General features: G+C 48.8%; 15 protein-coding genes and 1 tRNA gene. All 16 read left to right on the forward strand.

What is annotated here, in order from left to right; all coding sequences use genetic code 11:
• The first annotated feature begins 41 nt into the window (after positions 1–41).
• The 16 genes from HMPREF0581_RS07425 (at position 42) to HMPREF0581_RS07505 (ending at position 19,230) form a co-directional block, all read left to right on the forward strand.
• Complete coding sequence (locus HMPREF0581_RS07425; protein ID WP_009643673.1) at positions 42–257, forward strand: HypC/HybG/HupF family hydrogenase formation chaperone; 216 nt, start codon at positions 42–44, stop codon at positions 255–257.
• Positions 247–1,314 carry a hydrogenase formation protein HypD gene (gene hypD / locus HMPREF0581_RS07430; protein WP_207637016.1) on the forward strand — a complete coding sequence of 356 codons (1,068 nt, stop codon included), beginning with the start codon at positions 247–249 and terminating at the stop codon, positions 1,312–1,314. Before HMPREF0581_RS07425 ends, hypD begins: the two co-directional genes overlap by 11 nt.
• Positions 1,302–2,306 (forward strand): hydrogenase expression/formation protein HypE, encoded by a 1,005-nt coding sequence (hypE, locus tag HMPREF0581_RS07435; protein WP_009643655.1) that lies wholly within the window; start codon positions 1,302–1,304, stop codon positions 2,304–2,306. The genes hypD and hypE overlap by 13 nt, the downstream gene beginning before the upstream one ends.
• Before the next feature lie 197 nt (positions 2,307–2,503).
• Positions 2,504–2,578, forward strand: a tRNA-Glu gene (locus tag HMPREF0581_RS07440).
• A 146-nt stretch (positions 2,579–2,724) separates the two neighbouring features.
• On the forward strand, positions 2,725–3,471 hold the full coding sequence (locus tag HMPREF0581_RS07445) for a 16S rRNA (uracil(1498)-N(3))-methyltransferase (protein ID WP_009643666.1): 747 nt from the start codon (positions 2,725–2,727) through the stop codon (positions 3,469–3,471).
• Between the two features lie 369 nt (positions 3,472–3,840).
• Entirely contained in the window at positions 3,841–5,232 is a 1,392-nt protein-coding gene (locus HMPREF0581_RS07450) for a radical SAM protein (protein WP_009643668.1), read from the forward strand.
• A 308-nt stretch (positions 5,233–5,540) separates the two neighbouring features.
• The gene (carB, locus tag HMPREF0581_RS07455) at positions 5,541–8,726 is read left to right on the forward strand and encodes a carbamoyl-phosphate synthase large subunit (RefSeq protein WP_036381915.1); all 3,186 of its coding nucleotides are present in this window, start codon (positions 5,541–5,543) and stop codon (positions 8,724–8,726) included.
• 99 nt (positions 8,727–8,825) lie between these two features.
• A complete protein-coding gene (locus tag HMPREF0581_RS07460) occupies positions 8,826–9,512 on the forward strand; it encodes a nitroreductase family protein (protein ID WP_036381918.1) in 687 nt (228 codons plus the stop codon).
• 29 nt (positions 9,513–9,541) lie between these two features.
• Positions 9,542–10,357, forward strand: a complete 816-nt coding sequence (gene tsaA / locus HMPREF0581_RS07465; RefSeq protein WP_084645371.1) for a tRNA (N6-threonylcarbamoyladenosine(37)-N6)-methyltransferase TrmO — start codon at positions 9,542–9,544, stop codon at positions 10,355–10,357.
• Positions 10,358–10,456: 99 nt separating this feature from the next.
• Positions 10,457–10,831, forward strand: coding sequence for a Rid family detoxifying hydrolase (locus HMPREF0581_RS07470; RefSeq protein ID WP_009643615.1), 375 nt, complete (start codon positions 10,457–10,459; stop codon positions 10,829–10,831).
• 390 nt (positions 10,832–11,221) lie between these two features.
• A complete protein-coding gene (locus tag HMPREF0581_RS07475) occupies positions 11,222–12,088 on the forward strand; it encodes a DNA-3-methyladenine glycosylase family protein (protein WP_169731153.1) in 867 nt (288 codons plus the stop codon).
• Between the two features lie 131 nt (positions 12,089–12,219).
• The gene (locus HMPREF0581_RS07480) at positions 12,220–12,492 is read left to right on the forward strand and encodes a co-chaperone GroES (protein WP_036381980.1); all 273 of its coding nucleotides are present in this window, start codon (positions 12,220–12,222) and stop codon (positions 12,490–12,492) included.
• A gap of 139 nt (positions 12,493–12,631) precedes the next feature.
• Positions 12,632–14,260: a chaperonin GroEL gene (gene groL / locus HMPREF0581_RS07485; RefSeq protein ID WP_009643616.1), complete on the forward strand. Its 1,629-nt coding sequence runs from the start codon at positions 12,632–12,634 to the stop codon at positions 14,258–14,260.
• A gap of 13 nt (positions 14,261–14,273) precedes the next feature.
• Entirely contained in the window at positions 14,274–14,984 is a 711-nt protein-coding gene (locus HMPREF0581_RS07490) for a Crp/Fnr family transcriptional regulator (protein WP_084645370.1), read from the forward strand.
• 492 nt (positions 14,985–15,476) lie between these two features.
• On the forward strand, positions 15,477–17,120 hold the full coding sequence (gene hcp / locus HMPREF0581_RS07495) for a hydroxylamine reductase (protein WP_036381924.1): 1,644 nt from the start codon (positions 15,477–15,479) through the stop codon (positions 17,118–17,120).
• A gap of 598 nt (positions 17,121–17,718) precedes the next feature.
• Positions 17,719–19,230 (forward strand): IMP dehydrogenase, encoded by a 1,512-nt coding sequence (locus HMPREF0581_RS07505; protein ID WP_036381930.1) that lies wholly within the window; start codon positions 17,719–17,721, stop codon positions 19,228–19,230.
• Positions 19,231–19,256: the final 26 nt, after the last annotated feature.

A 19,256-nucleotide genomic window follows, 5' to 3' on the forward strand; every position in this document is an offset into this window, starting at 1 on the left:
GGTACAATAGAATTAGATGACAAAATGATGGAGGTGCACTTATGTGCGTGGGATTAAGAGCAAAGGTTGCCAATATTGAAGATAATATGGCTGTTATTGACGCCGGCGGTGTCAAGAGGCGCGTCTCGGCGGAGCTGATTTCCGATCTTGCTCCCGGAGACTACGTCATGGTACATGCGGGACTTGCAATTGCCAGGATTGCAGGCGATGATGCTGCAGAAGCTGATTCGGTCATGGAGGAAATAGATGCCAATTAATGAGAGTGCCACAAAGGCACGTGACATTATTACTTCGTATAACGGATCAAAACTCCGCATCATGGAGGTGTGCGGGACGCATACGCATGAGATTTTTAAGCTTGGCATCAGGAGACTGCTGCCGGACAGTATAGAGCTGATCTCGGGACCGGGCTGTCCGGTTTGCGTTACGCCTATATCGTATATAGATGAGGCGGTGATGTTGGCTCTGGACAAGCACGTGACAATCACGACCTTTGGTGATCTGATCAGAGTTCCCGGAACGGAGATGAGCCTGGCAGGAGCGCGCAGCAAGGGGGCAAAGGTAAATGTCGTATACTCGCCGCTCGACTCGCTTGAGTATGCGAAGAAACATCCCGATGAGCAGGTTGTGTTCCTTGCAGTCGGATTTGAGACCACTACACCGGGCAGTGTGATGTCTGTGCGCGAAGCACAAAAGGCCGGGGCGCAGAATTTCTCGATTTTAACTGCCAACAAAACGATGTTCAATGCGTATCTGGCGCTCAAGGTAAGTGCGGATGCGTTCCTGTATCCGGGTCATGTCAGTACGATGACCGGCATGGCGGATTACTACAGGCTGCGGGATGAGTATGGTATTTCCGGTGTAGTCGCCGGATTTACAGGATCTGAGGTACTGGTTGCGCTTGCAGCCATAATCAAAAAGGTCGAAGAAGGAGAACCGTTTGCGCTGAATTGCTATCCGGCAGTAGTTACCGAAGAGGGTAGTCCGACTGCTCGCAAGCTGGTCGATTCACTGATGGAGCCGTGCGATTCGGAATGGCGCGGACTTGGAGTTATCAAGAATTCCGGGCTAAAGCTCAGACCCGAATATTCGGAATATGATGCGCGCATAAAGTTTGATTTGCCCGAGCTTGAAGGCACACCGAATCCTGCCTGCAGGTGTGGCGAGGTGCTGCTCGGCAAATTTAAGCCGTATGACTGTAAGGTGTTCGGCAAGGGCTGTACGCCTGAGCATCCAATCGGTGCGTGCATGGTGTCCGGCGAGGGCGCGTGCTCGGCGTTCTATAAATACGGAGGCGACATATGGAACAGATAATAACTCTGGCTCACGGAGCAGGTGGCAAGCAGACATCCGATCTGATTGGCGGGATTTTTAAAAAATATTTTGACAACGAATACTTGACTTCTGACGACGCTGCGGTTCTGCCGTCGCCAACCGGCAGGATGGCAATGTCAACAGACGGATTTATCGTATCTCCGGCAGAGTTCCCCGGCGGAAACATCGGTAAGCTCTCCATCTGCGGCACTGTCAACGACCTGGCGTGCATGGGTGCAAAGCCGCTGTATATCTCATGCGCTTTCGTAATCGAGGAAGGCTTCCCCCTGGCGAAGCTCGACCGCATCGCTGCCGCTATGGCCAAGACGGCTCACGAGGTTGGAATTTCAATCGTTTCCGGAGATACTAAGGTTGCAGGGAGGGGACAGGTCGACGGTGTGTTCATCACGACGACCGGAGTCGGTGAGATAATTGAAGGTGTGAACCCGACCGGTACAAATGCCAAGCCCGGTGACAAGATTATAGTCACCGGCGATATAGGCCGTCACGGCTGCACTATCCTGCTTGAGCGAGATCGCTATGGCATGGAGGCCAACGTGACAAGCGATTGTGCACCTCTATGGAGCGCAGTTCATGCAGCTCTCGATGCAGCTCCGGATATCCACGTCATTCGCGATGCGACTCGCGGCGGTGTCGGGACTGTTCTATATGAGATTGCTGACCAGAGCAATGTGGGCGTCAGGCTCGACACCGAGTCCATTCCACTCGACTCTGAGGTTGCGGGTATCACCGGAATACTGGGTCTGGAGCCGCTGTACCTGGCCTGTGAGGGCAGACTTGTGATGTTCGTTCCTGCAAAATCCGCTGACGATGTACTCGCAGCACTCCGCAGCTCCGACCACACAGAGGGGGCAGTGGTAATAGGTGAGGCGATGTCAGAGATGCCGGGGCATGTAATAATGACGACTGAAATTGGCACAGAGACTTTGCTGCCGCCACCAAGCGGCGAGCTGCTGCCAAGGATCTGCTAGCGAGACAGTGTAAGACCGAAAGCGTCAGTGTTGGCAGAGTTTGCGGCGACTGTTACGGCTATAGGCTATAAACGATAGACTGTTTAGCGGAATTTTAAGTGCTGACAAAAAACATACTGACAAAAAATTAAAAAATACTGGACAAGGTCCGTTATATTATGTATACTGTTTCGTGTCGCAATCGTGACACGAAATATGCCGCATTGGTCAAGAGGTTAAGACGCAGCCCTCTCACGGCTGAATCTCGGGTTCGATTCCCGGATGCGGTACCAAGGTTTGAAAAGGCTTGAAACTGTTGAGTTTCAGGTCTTTTCTTGTATCTGCTTTAGCAGTGGATTCGCCGAGCGATAACGAGGTGAATCAATAAACCACCGGCTCAGCCGGTGGTCATGATTATATAGGAATACAGGAGAAACCCATGCAACAATACTTCGTATTCGGAAGCCCTGGCTCGGGTACCGTTGAGATTACGGATAAAGACACTCTCAAGCACATGTTCCGAGTCATGAGGCTTCACACAGGCGATGAGGCCGTGCTCGTCTTCCCTGATGGCATTAAAAGACTGGCAGCCGTTGAGGATGTTGAATCCGGAACTATGCGCATCATAGAAGAGCTGGATGAAAATGTTGAACTGCCTGTGGATGTGACTGTCGCCTGCGGATTCCCTAAGGGTGACAAATTCCGGTTTATAGCTCAGAAAGCCACGGAGTTGGGAGCCGCTGCTATCTGGGGCTTTCCGGCTGAGAGGTCGGTTGTCAAATGGGATGCCAAGAAGCTGACCGGGCTCAAGGAGAAGCTTGACAAGGTCGTGCAGGGTGCGGCTGAACAGAGCAAGCGCAACCTCATCCCTGAGATTGATCTTGTCGAGCGAAGCAAGGAGCTTGTAGATAGCTTTGCTGATTTTGACAGAGTATTTGTCGCTTACGAGGAATCCGCCAAGGCGAGAGAAAAGTCAGCGCTTGCTGCGGCGCTCGGGGAAGTCTCGGAGGGTGACAGACTTCTCTTCATATTTGGACCTGAGGGCGGAATCACGGGTAGGGAGATTGAGAAATTTACAGAAGCCGGTGCAGTCTGCGTCGGACTCGGGCCACGCATCATGCGAGCTGAGACAGCGCCGCTGTATGCGTTGTCGTCGGTAAGCTATGCGCTCGAACTTAGCCGTTAGACTTTTGTAAACAAATCTACCGCGTGAGTAATCGCAGATTGCGACTGTTGATGTTAAAAAGATAAAGGACATGCGTCAAATTTAATAAATACACGTTCGGATGGTACGCAGTTTATCCGAAACAATTTAAAGCTGACGTTGATAGACATACAAATTGAATATTATGGTTTGTGCACTATAACTAGTGTCAAAAACTGGTTGTAAGTAGTACAATAAATGAAGAAGGACTCTCATTGGACTCAGTGCCGGAGGGTCTTTTCGTGTTTATATTTCAGTACCGATACGTGACGGGCGTTTGCAATTTTGTAGTTAAAGTAATATAATTACCAAAATAAATGACATTTGGTCAGTTTGAAAAAGGAGGTTGCTATGTCAATATTAGATAAGGCAACATTGGCTGCTTTCAACAAGGCAGTTGATATCGGCTTCAAGAAAGTCAAGAAAAATCCACAGGAAGGAATGCTGGATATAGTAAATATTTTCGACAAATATCTTATTCCTAAGAGCGATAAGGAAAACAGTGGCAAGAAGGCTATAGAGCGCATCAGAAGCGAGTTTGCCGATCCAAACTCAAGCTGGGTTGCATATGCGACAAATATGGTAAATGAAGTCGACGAGAACGTCATCAAGCACTTCGTTACCAATGTCGGCTACAACGCTGCATTCAGAGGAAACAAAGAGAGAAACAGGCTTCAGCGCGAAGAGAATTGCAATATTCCATGGGCAATTTTGTTCGACCCTACTTCTGCTTGCAACCTCAAGTGCACCGGCTGCTGGGCTGCTGAATACGGATATAAAAACAATCTAAGCTATGATGAGATGGCCAGCATCATCAAGCAGGGTAACGAGATGGGCACCTACGTGTACATCATGACAGGCGGAGAGCCGCTGGTTCGCAAGGACGACATCATCAAGCTGGCGGAGGAGTTCAACGACAGCGAGTTCCATATTTTTACCAACGGAACGCTGATTGACGATGCCTTCTGCAAGGACGTTCAACGTGTTGGAAACATATCCTTCGCAATGAGTATAGAGGGTACCGAGGAGTCGACAGACTCTCGCCGCGGCAGGGGTGTGTACCAGCGGGTTATAAATGCTATGAAGCTGATGCAGAAATATCACCTGCTGTACGGAGTGTCGATTTGCTACACAAGCGTTAACTACGAGTACGTTACCAACGATGACTTCATACAGATGCTGGTTGAACACGGCTGCAAGCTTGCTTGGTACTTCCACTACATGCCGGTCGGCAACGATGCTGATCCGAGCCTGATGCCTAATGCTGAGCAGCGCAAGCATGTTATGGAGAGAGTTCGCTTCATCAGGTCTAAGGATTATCCTCAGACCATATTCACTATCGATTTCCAGAACGATGGTGAGTACATCGGCGGCTGCATAGCAGGTGGAAGAAACTACTTCCACATCAATTCTGCAGGGGACATGGAGCCATGCGTATTCATCCACTACTCCGATTCGAATATCCGGGAAAAAACAATTCTGGAAGCTCTCAAGAGTCCACTGTTCATGGCATATCACCACAACCAGCCGTTTAACAGCAATCCGCTCAAGCCGTGTCCAATGCTGGAGAATCCGGGAAGGCTGTCCAAGATGGTCAATGAATCCGGTGCTCACTCTACAGATATGATTTCGCCTGAGTCGGCGGAGCACCTTGAGGAGAAGTGTATCCCATATGCTAAGCAGTGGAATCCGAGCGCTGAAGAGATATGGAGTCACAGTAAGCACAGCAAGCAGGCAAAGTAGTTACAGTTACATAGAGCCGAAACATCTCAAAGCATATAAATGCACATTGTATTTTTGTGTATTTATCAATTTTACCTCTGGACTTTTGTGTTGGCTATGGTACAATACATAAGGTTAAATTATAAATACTGACGCAGAGAGGTGCAGACATGCAGAGGCGAGTGTTTCGCGATTTGTATTTTGAATATTACGATACGATTAAGACTTCGACATTGGATTTTTAATTCCGGTGATCGAAGTCTTTTTTTATGAACAGTCAGTATGTACGAATGAGATGATGCATTTAGATAACAGGAAGGGTGAGGAAAATGGCAAGAAGAAGTGACATCAGGAAAATTCTCGTAATCGGGTCGGGGCCAATCGTGATCGGACAGGCAGCAGAGTTCGACTACGCCGGTACCCAGGCATGCATAGCGCTTAGAGAAGAGGGTTATGAAGTGGTATTGTGCAATTCCAATCCTGCGACGATAATGACTGATACGTCGATGGCGGACAAGGTTTATATGGAACCGCTCACCTTGGAATATCTCGCCAGGATAATCAGGTACGAGAGACCTGATGCCATTCTGCCGGGAATCGGCGGACAGACCGGACTCAATCTCGCAATGCAGCTGGATAAAAAAGGTGTGCTGCGCGAGTGCCGAGCGGAGCTGCTTGGTACCAAGAGTGACAGCATCGAGCGTGCCGAGGACAGGGAGCTGTTCAAGGAGCTGTGCGAGGAACTCGGTGAGCCGGTGTTGCAATCTGAGGTTGCAAATGATGAAGATGAAGGGCTCGAGATTGCTCGCGGGATTGGATTCCCGGTTGTGCTCAGGCCGGCGTTTACGCTCGGAGGCACGGGCGGCGGATTTGCGGATGACGAAACGGAATTTAGAGAGATGATTCGCCGTGCACTTGCGATTTCTCCAACTCATCAGGTGCTCATTGAGAAGAGCATCAAGGGATACAAGGAGATAGAGTACGAGGTAATGCGTGACGGTAATGACACAGCGATTGCCATATGCGATATGGAGAACATAGACCCGGTGGGTATACACACTGGCGACTCGATTGTAGTGTGTCCGACACAGACAGTGAGTGAGTCGGACTGCGCTATGCTCAAGTCGAGCGCACTCAAGATTATCCGCGCACTGCGCATCGAGGGGGGCTGTAACGTTCAGTTTGCGCTCAATCCGAATTCTTCGGAATATTACCTGATAGAAGTTAACCCTAGGGTATCCCGTTCGTCAGCGCTCGCTTCCAAGGCCAGCGGTTATCCGATCGCGAGAATTACAGCCAAGATAGCAGTCGGAATGACTTTGGACGAGATAGAGATTATCGATCAGCCGGCATCAGTCGAGCCGGTTGTCGACTACATAGTGAGCAAGGTGCCGAGGTTCCCGTTCGACAAATTCGCAGATGCGGACAACAAGCTGGGAACCCAGATGAAGGCGACCGGCGAGGTTATGAGTATCGGCAGAAGCCTCGAGGAGAGTATGCTTAAGGCTGTGCGATCGCTAGAGATAGGTGTAGCTCACGTCTATATGGAGAAATTCGATTCATGGGATACGGATGACATGAAGTCGTATATAGCAGAGGGGCGTGACGACAGGATATTTGCCATTGCCGAACTGCTTCGCAGGGGTATCAGCAGGTCTGAAATTTGTAAGCTGACAGCGATCAATGAGTACTTCATAGAGATGCTTGAGAATATCGTGGACATTGAGAATGAGCTGCGTGAGCACAGAAACGATGTCGCAAGGCTGAGAATTGCCAAGCAGTACGGATTCTCAGATGCAGAGATAGCAAGGCTTTGGAACATGCCTGAGGCACAAGTGTGGAGGCTTCGCGAGGCAGTGGAGCTGTTCCCGACGTACGATATGATCGATTCATGTGCAGCATCCAAGGATGCATACGTTCCTTACTTCTACTCGACCTTTAATGACAGCGGGAACACACATATCGCCGATAGCGGTAGACGCAAGGTCGTCGTTCTGGGATCCGGTCCTATCAGAATAGGACAGGGTGTAGAGTTCGATTATTCGACTGTGCAGGCAGTCAAGTCGCTGCGCAGTCAGGGCTGTGAGGCAATTATCATCAACAACAATCCGGAGACCGTGTCGACGGATTACACGACAGCCGATAAGTTGTATTTTGAGCCGCTGTGCATCGAGGATGTTATGAATATCCTGAGACTTGAGCAGCCCGAAGGTGTAATAGTATCCCTTGGAGGACAGACCGCTGTCAACCTTGCAAGTGCGCTCGATGAGCGCGGTGTCAACATTATCGGCACCGATTGCACGGCGATTAACGCTGCAGAGGATAGAGATGAATTCGACAAGCTGATGCAGAGGCTTGACATCGACAAGCCGGAGGGCAAGGCAGTGACGGATATTGATGAGGGCTGCAGGGTAGCAAGAGAGATAGGATATCCGGTACTTGTCAGACCCAGCTTCGTGCTTGGCGGCAGAGCGATGAGGATAGTTGCAGATGAAGAGCAACTGAGGCAGTATCTGAGGACTGCGGTTGAGATAGATGAGGATAAACCGGTTCTGGTCGATCATTACATCAGAGGTAAGGAGGTTGAGGTAGATGCCATCTGCGATGGTAAGGATGTATTTATCCCCGGCATTATGGAGCTTGTAGAGCGTACAGGAGTGCACTCCGGAGATTCGATCAGCGTATATCCACCATGCTCGATTTCAGACAGTGTCAAAGAGATTATCCGAGCATACACCGAGAAGCTGGGGCTGGGAATAGGTATTAGAGGCCTGTTTAATATCCAGTTCATAGTGGATCCTTCTGAACAGGTGTACATAATAGAGGTGAATCCAAGGTCTTCGAGAACAGTTCCGTTTCTCTCCAAGGCTACCGGCTACAACCTTGCAGACATCGCTTCTAAGGTGATGCTGGGCATAAGTCTGGAGGAACAGGGACTCAAGGGAGTGCCACCTATGGAAAAGAAGAGGTGGTACGTCAAGGTTCCGGCCTTCTCGTTTGCTAAGCTGTCAGGAATGGATATAAGACTGTCTCCTGAGATGAAATCCACCGGCGAAGCCATCGGATATGACGACGATCTGATGCGAGCTTTTTATAAGGCAATGCAGGCTGCAGGCATGAGGATGCAGAACTACGGAACAGTATTTGCATCTATAAATGACGAGTCTAAAGCAGATGCACTGCCGCTCATCAGGAGATTCTACGACTTGGGCTTTAATATCGAAGCGACCGAGGGTACGGCACAGTTCCTCAAGGCGAACGGCGTCAAGACCAGGAGCTTCCCACACACGGACAACAGCATGGATGCTGTGGCAAATGAGCTCAGACAGGGATATGTGACATACTTGATTAACATCGGTGACATTCGCTCTGTAGATGCAAATTCTATGGGCAGTCGTATCAGAAGGTGTGCCGCTGAGAACAACGTAACGACGCTCACTTCACTCGATACGGTGAAGGTGCTGCTTGACGCTCTGGGCGATATAACATTCAAGGTATCCACAATCGACGCATAATGATATAATGATCATCAATCAAATTTTGGTAGTAGCCTTGCCGGCACTAATGCCGAATTTGATAATGTAATGGTCATTGATCAATTTTAGGAGGAAATTATGGAACTAAGAGAGTGTGTGAAACTGCGCCATTCAGTGCGCGCGTATGAGGATAGACCGATAGACAATAAAGCCGCTGAGGATCTCAAGGTGATGATTCAGCAGTGTAACCGCGAGGGGAATTTGCATTTCCAGCTGATTCAGGACGAACCGAAGGCCTTTTCGAGCTTGCTTGCCAGATACGGTAAGTTCTCAAATGTTCGCAACTATATCGCTGTTGTGGGCACAAAACGCCCTGACCTGGACGAGATGGCCGGATACTATGGCGAGAAGCTGGTGATTCGGTGCATACAGCATGGACTCAATACTTGCTGGGTCGGAGGAACTTATAAGAAGGTTAAGGAAGCTATCGTCGTCAGAGCCGATGAAAAGATCGTAGCGGTTATAGCAGTCGGTTACGGCAAGACCATGGGCTCTGCGAGAAAGTCTAAGACTGCAGGCGAGGTGTTCGACGCGAAAGCGGCCAAGGTTGCCGGCTTTGAGGAGACACCTGATTGGTTCAAGGATGGAGTTGAGATGGCGCTGATGGCTCCAACTGCGTTTAACCGGCAGAGGTTCAGCTTCGCGCTGAGCGGTGACAGGATCAAGGTCAAGTCAGGCATGGGTCCGATGAGCAAGGTTGATCTCGGTATTGTAAAATATCACTTTGAGATAGGGGCATCGCCAAAGGAATTTGTATGGGCTTAATAGTTTAAAATATGGACAGATTAGATTATATGAAATTATATGAAATTCGCCCGGTTGCGCACATGCGCTCCGCTTTTCGGCAGAAGTACGGTATACCGCGGCAGCCCCGGATGGTTGACGGGCTGCGGTCGGAGATAGTCTTTGACCATGAATTTAATATTCCTGAAGCTGTGAGAGGGCTCGATAAGTTCTCTCATATTTGGTTGATATGGGGCTTTTCAGAAAACCGGCTCAATATGAGAGAGCCACATCCGGCATGGCGACCAACTGTCAGGCCTCCACGGCTGGGTGGTTCGGTTCGCATGGGCGTATTTGCTACCAGATCTCCATACAGACCGAACTCTCTTGGAATGTCAGCAGTTAAGCTGGTGGAAGTGAGATATGAGGATGGGCAGGTGAGCCTGATAGTAGAAGGTGCGGATCTCCTCGACGGTACGCCGATATACGATATCAAGCCGTATTTGCCGTACAGCGATGCGATTACCGAAGCGACAGAAGGCTTTGTTGCCCGGCCCGAAGCGTCCGGAAAAACGGAAGAATTCGGAGAAACCGGAAAGTGCGGAAAAACTGAAGAGCATGGAGATCCCGAGAGAGCCGGAGAAAAAGATGATATCCCGGGAGCTCAAATGACGTGCGTGGAGGTCGAATTCCCGGATCACCTCCTAGCCAAGGTGGAGGAGCAGTATAGAAAACCGATTATCGGCATACTGCAGCTGGATCCTCGCGATGCATATGACAGAGATTCGGATAAGCCTTCGAGGCTGGCTTTTGGAAATGTGGATATAGAGTTCATATCGCGTGAAGGCAAGCTGATAGTGACAGCAGTCAGAGAGCTGGCAGAGTAAGAAGGCTTGAGCATTATTTGAACTCGTCCGGTTAGAGTGATACAATCAAGACATAATAGTTTAGATGAAAGATATGTGAGGTAATTAGGAGGTAACCAGATGTTCGAATATACCGATACCAAGAACGCTCCTGCGGCTCTCGGTCCTTATTCTCAGGCAGTCCTGGCAGGAAACATACTATATGCTTCCGGCGCAATTGGAATCGATCCTGCAACAGGGAAGTTTGTAGGTGATGACATTCAGACACAGGCGGAGCAGGCCTGCAAGAACGTAGGAGAGATTCTCAAGGCTAACGGTATGACCTACGACAACGTTGTCAAGACAACCTGCTACATTTTGGATATGAGCGATTTCAAGGTGTTCAATGAAGTATATGCTGAATATTTCACTTCGAAGCCGGCTAGATCGTGCGTTGCAATCACTGCACTTCCTGCAGGTGCACTCTGCGAAGTTGAGATAACGGCTGTAAGGTAGTCTTTGAGAAAATCAATAGTATTTATGCACTGATGGCGAATAAACAGCGATGAATTTCGCCGCATTTATCATTTATAATAGTGGTAACATATGAGACCAGCGGTATGAAGCGTACTGCTGGTTTTACATTGATAGCTCTTATGGTTTATATTAATATAATAGCTCCTATCTGTTATATGGAGGATTTCATGTATAATAGCGAATATACAGATACAGATAGCACGAAGAAATTTGCTGAATGAATATTTGCGAATAACATTGATTTACCTATGTGAAAAAGGCGCATTGGGATGCCGTGAGGCAAGGCAGGCTTATTGTATTTGACGCAGGGATGAAGGATGGACAACATTAAGAACGCTGGGAAATCACAATGAGATGAATCAGGAGAATTTGGCACAGGAACGAAGGATGGACAACATTAAGACTATTAGATTTGACAATTTACACGATATAGAGCTAGCCCACATATTTGAGTGTGGGCAATGCTTCCGATGGAACGAATGTGGAGACGGCTCGTATATCGGAGTAGCCGGCGGCAATGCAGCCCATGTCGTGCTGAAACACAAAGATGATGCGAGCACACTTGTAGTTGAGTGCACAGGTGGCAGTGAGGAATACTGGCGCAGCTATTTTGACCTGGACACAGGATATGGAGATATGAAGAGAACGTTGCTTGCGGGTGACTCAAAGCTTGATGAGGCGATAGACACGTGCTATGGCATAAGGATTCTCAATCAGGATTATTGGGAGGTCTTGATATCGTTCATCGTATCTCAGAACAACAACATCCCTCGTATCAAGAAGTGCATTGAGTCGCTGGCGAGGAGCTACGGTACTGAGATTGGAGAATTTATGGGAGAGGTAAGGTATGCTTTTCCGACTCCTGAGCAGCTGGCTGAAGCAACTCTCGAGGAGCTTGCGGCACTCAAGCTGGGGTATAGGAATACATATCTGGCAGCAGCCCCGGAGCATTATAAGGAGCAGGGTGTGCCAACAGGCTCGGCAGAGGAGAAGCACAAGGCGCTGCTGTCGTATTTAGGCGTGGGACCTAAGGTTGCAAACTGCATATTGCTCTTCGGACTCAGGGATTTTACAGCCTTTCCTATAGATGTCTGGATGAAGAAGATAATGGCAGAGCTTTACGGGTTTGACATCAAGGATGTTAAGGGAATGCAGAAGTTTGCCGACGAGCATTTTGGTGAACTTGGCGGAATAGCACAGCAATATCTGTTTTATTTTTATAGAAGTATGCAGTGAAGATATCTTCACATTTAATTCATAGTGCCGTGTTGACAACATCAGGGGTGCTGAGTAAAATTAGTTGTAGAGATTAGCACTCGCATATTTTGAGTGCTAACAATTAAACGATTGGGAGGTTTCAAATGAGTATAGGAATAAAGCCATTAGGCGCAAGAGTTGTAATTAAGCGCAGCGAAGCATTGGAAAAGACTGAGGGCGGACTTATCCTGTCGGCAAGCGCCAAGGAAAAGCCGCAGGAGGCTGAGGTTCTGGCCGTTGGTCCCGGAACGGAAGACGAAAAGATGGAAGTCAAGGTTGGAGATAAGGTAATCTTCTCCAAGTATGGCGGCACAGAGCTGAAATACGCCGGCGAGGAGTACATCATAATGAGCCAGAAGGATATCCTCGCTGTAATCGAATAGCTACAGTCGCGAGCTCTATTTGGGTAGAACGATAGGCAATAACAATAAATAATAGAAATGTAGATTTCAACTCCGCATCTCATATATGTACACATAATCAGGTGCGGATGTACATGCAATACAATAGGAGGTAACTAAGATGGCAAAGGATTTGCATTACGGAGAAGACTCGAGAAGAAAGCTCCTCGCAGGAGTTGATAAGCTGGCAGATACAGTTAAGATTACACTAGGACCTAAGGGCAGAAATGTCCTGATTGAGAGATCATATGGATCACCGTTGATCACCAACGACGGTGTTTCGATTGCCAAGGAAATCGAGCTTGAGGATCAGGTTGAGAACATGGGAGCTCAGCTTGTCAAGGAGGTTGCTACCAAGACTAATGATGTAGCGGGTGACGGAACTACTACAGCTACATTGCTCACACAGGCAATTGTTCGCGAGGGATTCAAGAATGTAACTGCCGGAGCTAACCCGATGATTCTCAAGAAGGGTATCAGCAGCGCGGTAGATGTTGCGGTTGAATACCTCAAGAGCAGTGCAGTCAAGGTTGATGATAAGGATAGCGTAGCTCAGGTTGCAGCTGTTTCCGCCGATGATAAGGAGATTGGTACACTTATCTCCGAGGCTATGGAGAAGGTCGGTAAGGACGGCGTTATCACTGTTGAGGAGTCGAGGTCGCTCGGAACTACTCTCGACGTTGTAGAGGGTATGCAGTTTGATAGAGGTTATTTGTCTCCTTATATGGCAGCTACATCAGAGAAGATGGAGGCTGTTCTCGATAACCCGTACATCCTGCTGACAGATAAGAAGATTAGCAACATTCAGGATTTGGTTCCGCTGCTGGAGGACATCATGAAGTCCGGCAAGAAGCTGCTCATCGTTGCTGACGATGTAGACGGTGAGGCTCTGGCAACACTTGTTGTTAACAAGCTGAGAGGAACGCTTGATGTAGTAGCTGTAAAGGCACCCGGATTCGGTGACAGAAGAAAGGCTATGATGGAGGATATTGCGATCCTCACAGGTGGTACGGTCATCAGCGAGGAGCTGGGATATGAGCTCAAGGAAGCTACAGTCGACATGCTCGGAAAAGCAGGTACAGTCAAGGTTAATAAGGACCATACTGTAATCGTAAACGGCGCCGGGGACAAGGCTGAGATCGATGAGAGAATTGAGAAGATCAAGGGTGAAATCGAAGAGACAACCTCTGATTTTGATAAAGAGAAGCTGCAGGAGAGACTTGCTAAGCTGGTAGGTGGAGTTGCAGTTATCAACGCCGGAGCGGCAACAGAGACTGAACTTAAGGAGAAGAAGCTCAGACTTGAGGATGCGCTCAATGCTACCAGAGCTGCCGTTGAGGAAGGAATTGTAGCCGGTGGCGGTACTTCACTGATCGGCGCAATTGATAAAGTTTCCGAGTATGCTGAGAGTCTTGAGGGCGACATGAGAACCGGTGCCAGAATCGTCATCAGAGCACTTGAGGAGCCGGTTAGACAGATTGCTGAAAACGCCGGATTTGAAGGCAGCGTAATCGTTGCCGAGGTTAAGGGTTCCAAGAAGGGTGTGGGCTTCAACGCTGCTACCGAGGAGTATGTAGACATGATTGAAGCGGGAATCGTGGATCCGGTTAAGGTTACCAGATCGGCGCTTCAGAACGCTTCCAGTGTAGCAGGAATGCTGCTCACAACAGAAGCAGGAATCACGGAGATTAAGGAAGATATTCCTGCTGCACCTGCTATGCCCGCAGGCGGCGGAATGGGCATGATGTAATAAGCGAGGCGAGATGTCAAGAAGGGTTTCGGCAAGGACTGACATGGATATAGCGCGGCGGCTGATGGTTAGCCCCCTGTTTAAGGGCATGTCCGTAGAGGATGTGGGTAAATGCTTTACCTGTAGCGACGCGCTTTGTGTCACCTACAGGAAAGGTGAGATGATTTTCACTGAAGAGGATGAGCCCAACAAGCTTCACATCCTGCTCGAGGGCGGGGTACGAGTCGGCTACGATTCGTTTGACGGCAACAGAAGAGTAATCGGGACATTCTCAAGTACGGGAGATATATTTGGAGACATTTTGCTGTTCCTAGGTAAGAAGGAATATGGGGTATTTGCACAGGCTACGTGCGAGACCAGGATAGTCGTGTTGCCGCGCGACTTCATGACAGGCACGTGTGTCAACGGCTGCGATTATCACAAGCAGCTGACAAGCAATTTGCTTATGATTTTTGCTGGGAATGCTTATGCGCTAAATATGAGACTGCGAATCCTGTCTTGTCCGACTCTTCGTCAGAAAATCGCCAAGATGCTGTCCATCTATAATGATAGGGATATGACCAAGGCGATCGATATGACACGTGAGGAGCTTGCCGAGTTCCTCGGTGTGACGAGGCCGTCGATTTCTCGTGAGTTGATGAAGATGCAGGATGATGGATTGGTTGAGATTAAGGGGCGCAAGATATTTGTACTTGATCCGGCCGAGATAGAAGCCCTCAACTGATATGCGGATATATTTTTCAAATTCGTACATGTGTATGAATTTGAGCAAAGCTCTCAACTGATATGTGACTATATCGCTTCAGCTATGGCTATACGGCGTTAGCCGTGTGCGTGCGAATTTCGAGCGCGCCGTCGATGCACATCATTGGCGGAGCAATGCTTCAGATGCCGAGCGTAGGTACGCCGGTGTTCTGACATAAAAACATTAGCACAAGGTGGAATTGTAACATAGGTTACAGATTCCACCTTTTTTCAGTGTTAGACTTATTCACAGGTTAAGGCTCAGCACGTACTTGGAAGAACACTCATCAACACCTTTTTTAAGTGTTAGACTCGTTCACAGGTTGAGGACTATGGAATATGATATAAGACTTAGCAGACCTAAGTAAGGATATTCAGGTTAGATTTGTTCCGGGTGAGGGACTGGAGAATGACCGGAGACGACGGCTGAGCGGAGGCGAGGTCGATATATAGTAGTTGAAAGGAGAAGCAGATGGAGAATAAGATGTTTTGTTTCCAGTGTCAGGAGACGGCAAAGGGCACAGGCTGTACGATGAGAGGAGTATGTGGCAAACTCCCGGAGACAGCCGCATTGCAGGATTTGTTGGTATACGTAACTAAGGGTCTTTCTGCAGTTACTACACAGCTGAGAGCCGAAGGTAAGGAGGTAGGTGAACAGGTTAATCACCTGGTATCGCTCAATCTATTTACCACTATCACAAATGCAAATTTCGATGATGAGGCGATTACCGCTAAGATAGTTGAGACACTAACTTGCAAGGAGCAGCTCCTCAAGCAGCTGGATGATACCGGCAAGCTTCCGGATGCAGCTAAATGGAACGGCTGCGTAGGTGAATTTGCAGCCAAGGCGGCAAGTTCCGAGGTCGGAGTTCTATCGACAGAGAACGAGGATATCAGATCTCTGAGAGAACTGATTACGTACGGACTTAAGGGTCTGTCAGCATACAGCAAGCATGCAAATGCACTTCTCAAGGACAATGCCGAGGTTGACGGATTTATGCAGAGAGCACTCGCTGCTACACTGGATGATTCGTTGACGGCAGACGAGCTCGTTGCACTCACACTTGAGACAGGAAAGTACGGTGTAGACGGAATGGCTCTGCTGGACGAGGCAAATACTTCCGCCTATGGCAACCCGGAGATTACAAAGGTTGACATCGGAGTTCGCAAGAACCCTGCAATCCTCATCTCCGGACACGACCTCAAGGACCTCGAGATGCTGTTAGAGCAGACAGAAGGAACAGGCGTAGATGTATACACTCATTCCGAGATGCTGGCAGGTCAGTATTACCCGGTATTCAAGAAGTATGAGCATTTCGCAGGAAACTACGGAAATGCCTGGTGGAAGCAGAAGGAAGAATTTGCAAGCTTCAACGGACCGATTCTGATGACTACAAACTGTATCGTTCCACCGGCAGACAGCTACAAGGACAGACTGTTTACAACAGGAGCTGCCGGTTATCCGGGATGTAAGCACATCGATGGCAAGTATGGCGAGACTAAGGATTTCTCCGAAATCATCGAGATGGCCAAGAAGTGTCCGGCTCCAACTGAAATCGAGACAGGTGAGATTGTCGGCGGATTTGCACACGAGCAGGTGTTTGCACTGGCCGACAAGGTAGTTGAGGCAGTTAAGTCTGGTGCTATCAGAAAGTTCTTCGTTATGGCAGGCTGCGACGGCAGAATGAAGTCGAGGAACTACTACACAGAGTTTGCAAAGGCTCTGCCAAATGATACAGTGATCCTCACAGCCGGATGCGCAAAATACAAGTATAACAAGCTGGATCTCGGTGACATTAACGGTATTCCAAGAGTCCTCGATGCGGGACAGTGCAACGATTCATATTCGCTGGCATTGATTGCGCTTAAGCTCAAGGAAGTGTTTGATCTCGACGATATCAACGAGCTGCCAATCGCTTACAACATCGCATGGTATGAACAGAAGGCAGTAATCGTACTGCTCGCACTTCTATACCTCGGCGTCAAGAACATTCACCTTGGGCCTACACTACCGGGATTCCTCTCGCCTAACGTCGCTAAGGTGCTAGTCGAGAACTTTGGAATCGCCGGAATTGGAACAGTTGAAGATGATATCAAGCTGTTCCTCGAGAACTAAGCGGTATTGGATGTTTGATGGAGATAATCCTGTATCCGTTGCGCTTAAGGTTCCTCAAGAATTAGGCGGTACTGGGTGCCGGTAACTGAGGTGATAAGTGGAATGCTCGAGCCGGCAGGGCTCAGCTGCAATGAATCCGAGCACCGGAGCTGCGGGAGCGAAGTTCGTCAGATAATCCGAGCATTGGAGCTGTGGGAGCGGAGTCCGCAAGATAATCTGAGCACTGAATCTACAGGAGTGGAGTCCGTCAGATAATCCGAGCACTGGAGCTGCGAGAGTGGAGTCCGTCAGATAATCCGAGCACTGGAGCTGCGAGAGCGGAGTCCGTCAGATAATCCGAGTATTGGATCTACAGGAGCGGAATCCGATATATAACCGACATGTTTTGCTCCTTAGAAATCAATAATATGTCAACAACGACATTGTGCTCTCGAATTTGAGGTTGTGACCGGGTGTTTTGCCCTTTGTCCGGTTGCAACCTGTTTTTTATTAAATTAGCGCCCGGATACTATCGGAATGCGGTCTATTGTGCTATAATTTTCAATTAATATCTTTAATTTCAATTTCACGTTTATATATAGAAAGAGAGAGGTGCACAATGGCAATTGTTCTAGCAGAACCATCAAGAACTTTTAGCGAGTACCTTCTTGTGCCGGGCTTTTCCAGCGCTGAAGCCAGGCCTGAGAATGTGTCGCTCAAGACTCCAATCACAAAATTCAAAAAAGGCGAAGAGCCTAAGATTATGGCTAATATTCCACTTGTTTCCGCTGTAATGCAGGCTGTATCAGATGACGGTATGGCAGTTGCACTTGCAAAGGAGGGTGGAATTTCTTTCATCTTCGGTTCGCAGTCAATCGAAAGCCAGGCGGCAATGGTCAAAAAGGTTAAGTCCTACAAGGCCGGATTTGTGCCAAGTGACACCAATGTCAAGCCGGATGGCACGCTGGCCGATGTACTCGCAATCAAGCAGAATTCAGGACATTCGACAGTTGCGGTTACAGATGACGGTACAGGCCACGGCAAGCTGCTGGGACTTGTTACAAGCAAGGATTACAGAATCAGCAGACTCAGCACAGACACCAAGGTATCTGAGTTCATGACACCTCTCGAGAACCTCGTGTACGGCAATGCAGGTATCACACTGTCCGAGGCTAACGACATCATCTGGGACAACAAGGTCAATCAGTTGCCAATCGTGGACAAGGACGGATGTCTCGTGGCGTTTGTATTCAGAAAGGACTACGATTCCCACAAGGCGAATCCAAATGAGCTGCTCGACGACAACAAGAGCTTCATCGTAGGAGCCGGTGTAAATACCCGCGACTACGAAGAAAGAATTCCGGCTCTCGTAGAGGCCGGGGTAGACGTACTAACTATCGACTCCTCTGAAGGGTATTCCGAGTGGCAGGCGAGAACGCTTAAGTGGGTAAGAGAGAAGTACGGCGACAGTGTTAAGATTGGAGCCGGAAACGTAGTAGATAAGGAAGGCTTCGACTTCCTGGCCAAAAGCGGCGCAGACTTCGTCAAGATTGGAATCGGCGGTGGATCAATCTGCATCACCAGAGAGCAGAAGGGGATCGGCCGTGGACAGGCTTCCGCAGTGCTCGAGGTAGCAGCGGCAAGAGACGAGTGGTTTGAGAAGACAGGTGATTACATTCCAATCTGCTCGGATGGCGGAATCGTATATGATTACCATATGACACTTGCTCTCGCTATGGGTGCGGACTTCATCATGCTGGGCAGATATTTTGCAAGATTCGACGAGTCACCATCTGCTAAGGTGATGGTAAATGGCAACTATATGAAGGAGTACTGGGGCGAGGGTTCCGCAAGGGCTCGCAATTGGCAGAGATACGACCTGGGCGGCGAGGCTAAGCTCAAGTTCGAGGAGGGGGTTGATTCCTACGTCCCATATGCAGGTTCACTGCACGATAACGTAAACCTCTCACTCAGCAAGGTTAAATCGACAATGTGCAACTGTGGAGTTGTCAGCATTCAGGAGCTTCAGAGAAATTCCAAGCTCACCCTCGTTTCAGCGACGAGTATCATTGAAGGCGGCGCACACGATGTTGTACTCAAGGATAACAGTGTGGCAACAGTAAGACGTTAGGATTACCGTGTTTTAATATAAACAAA

Source organism: Mogibacterium timidum ATCC 33093, assembly GCF_000525775.1.
Lineage (GTDB): Bacteria > Bacillota > Clostridia > Peptostreptococcales > Anaerovoracaceae > Mogibacterium > Mogibacterium timidum.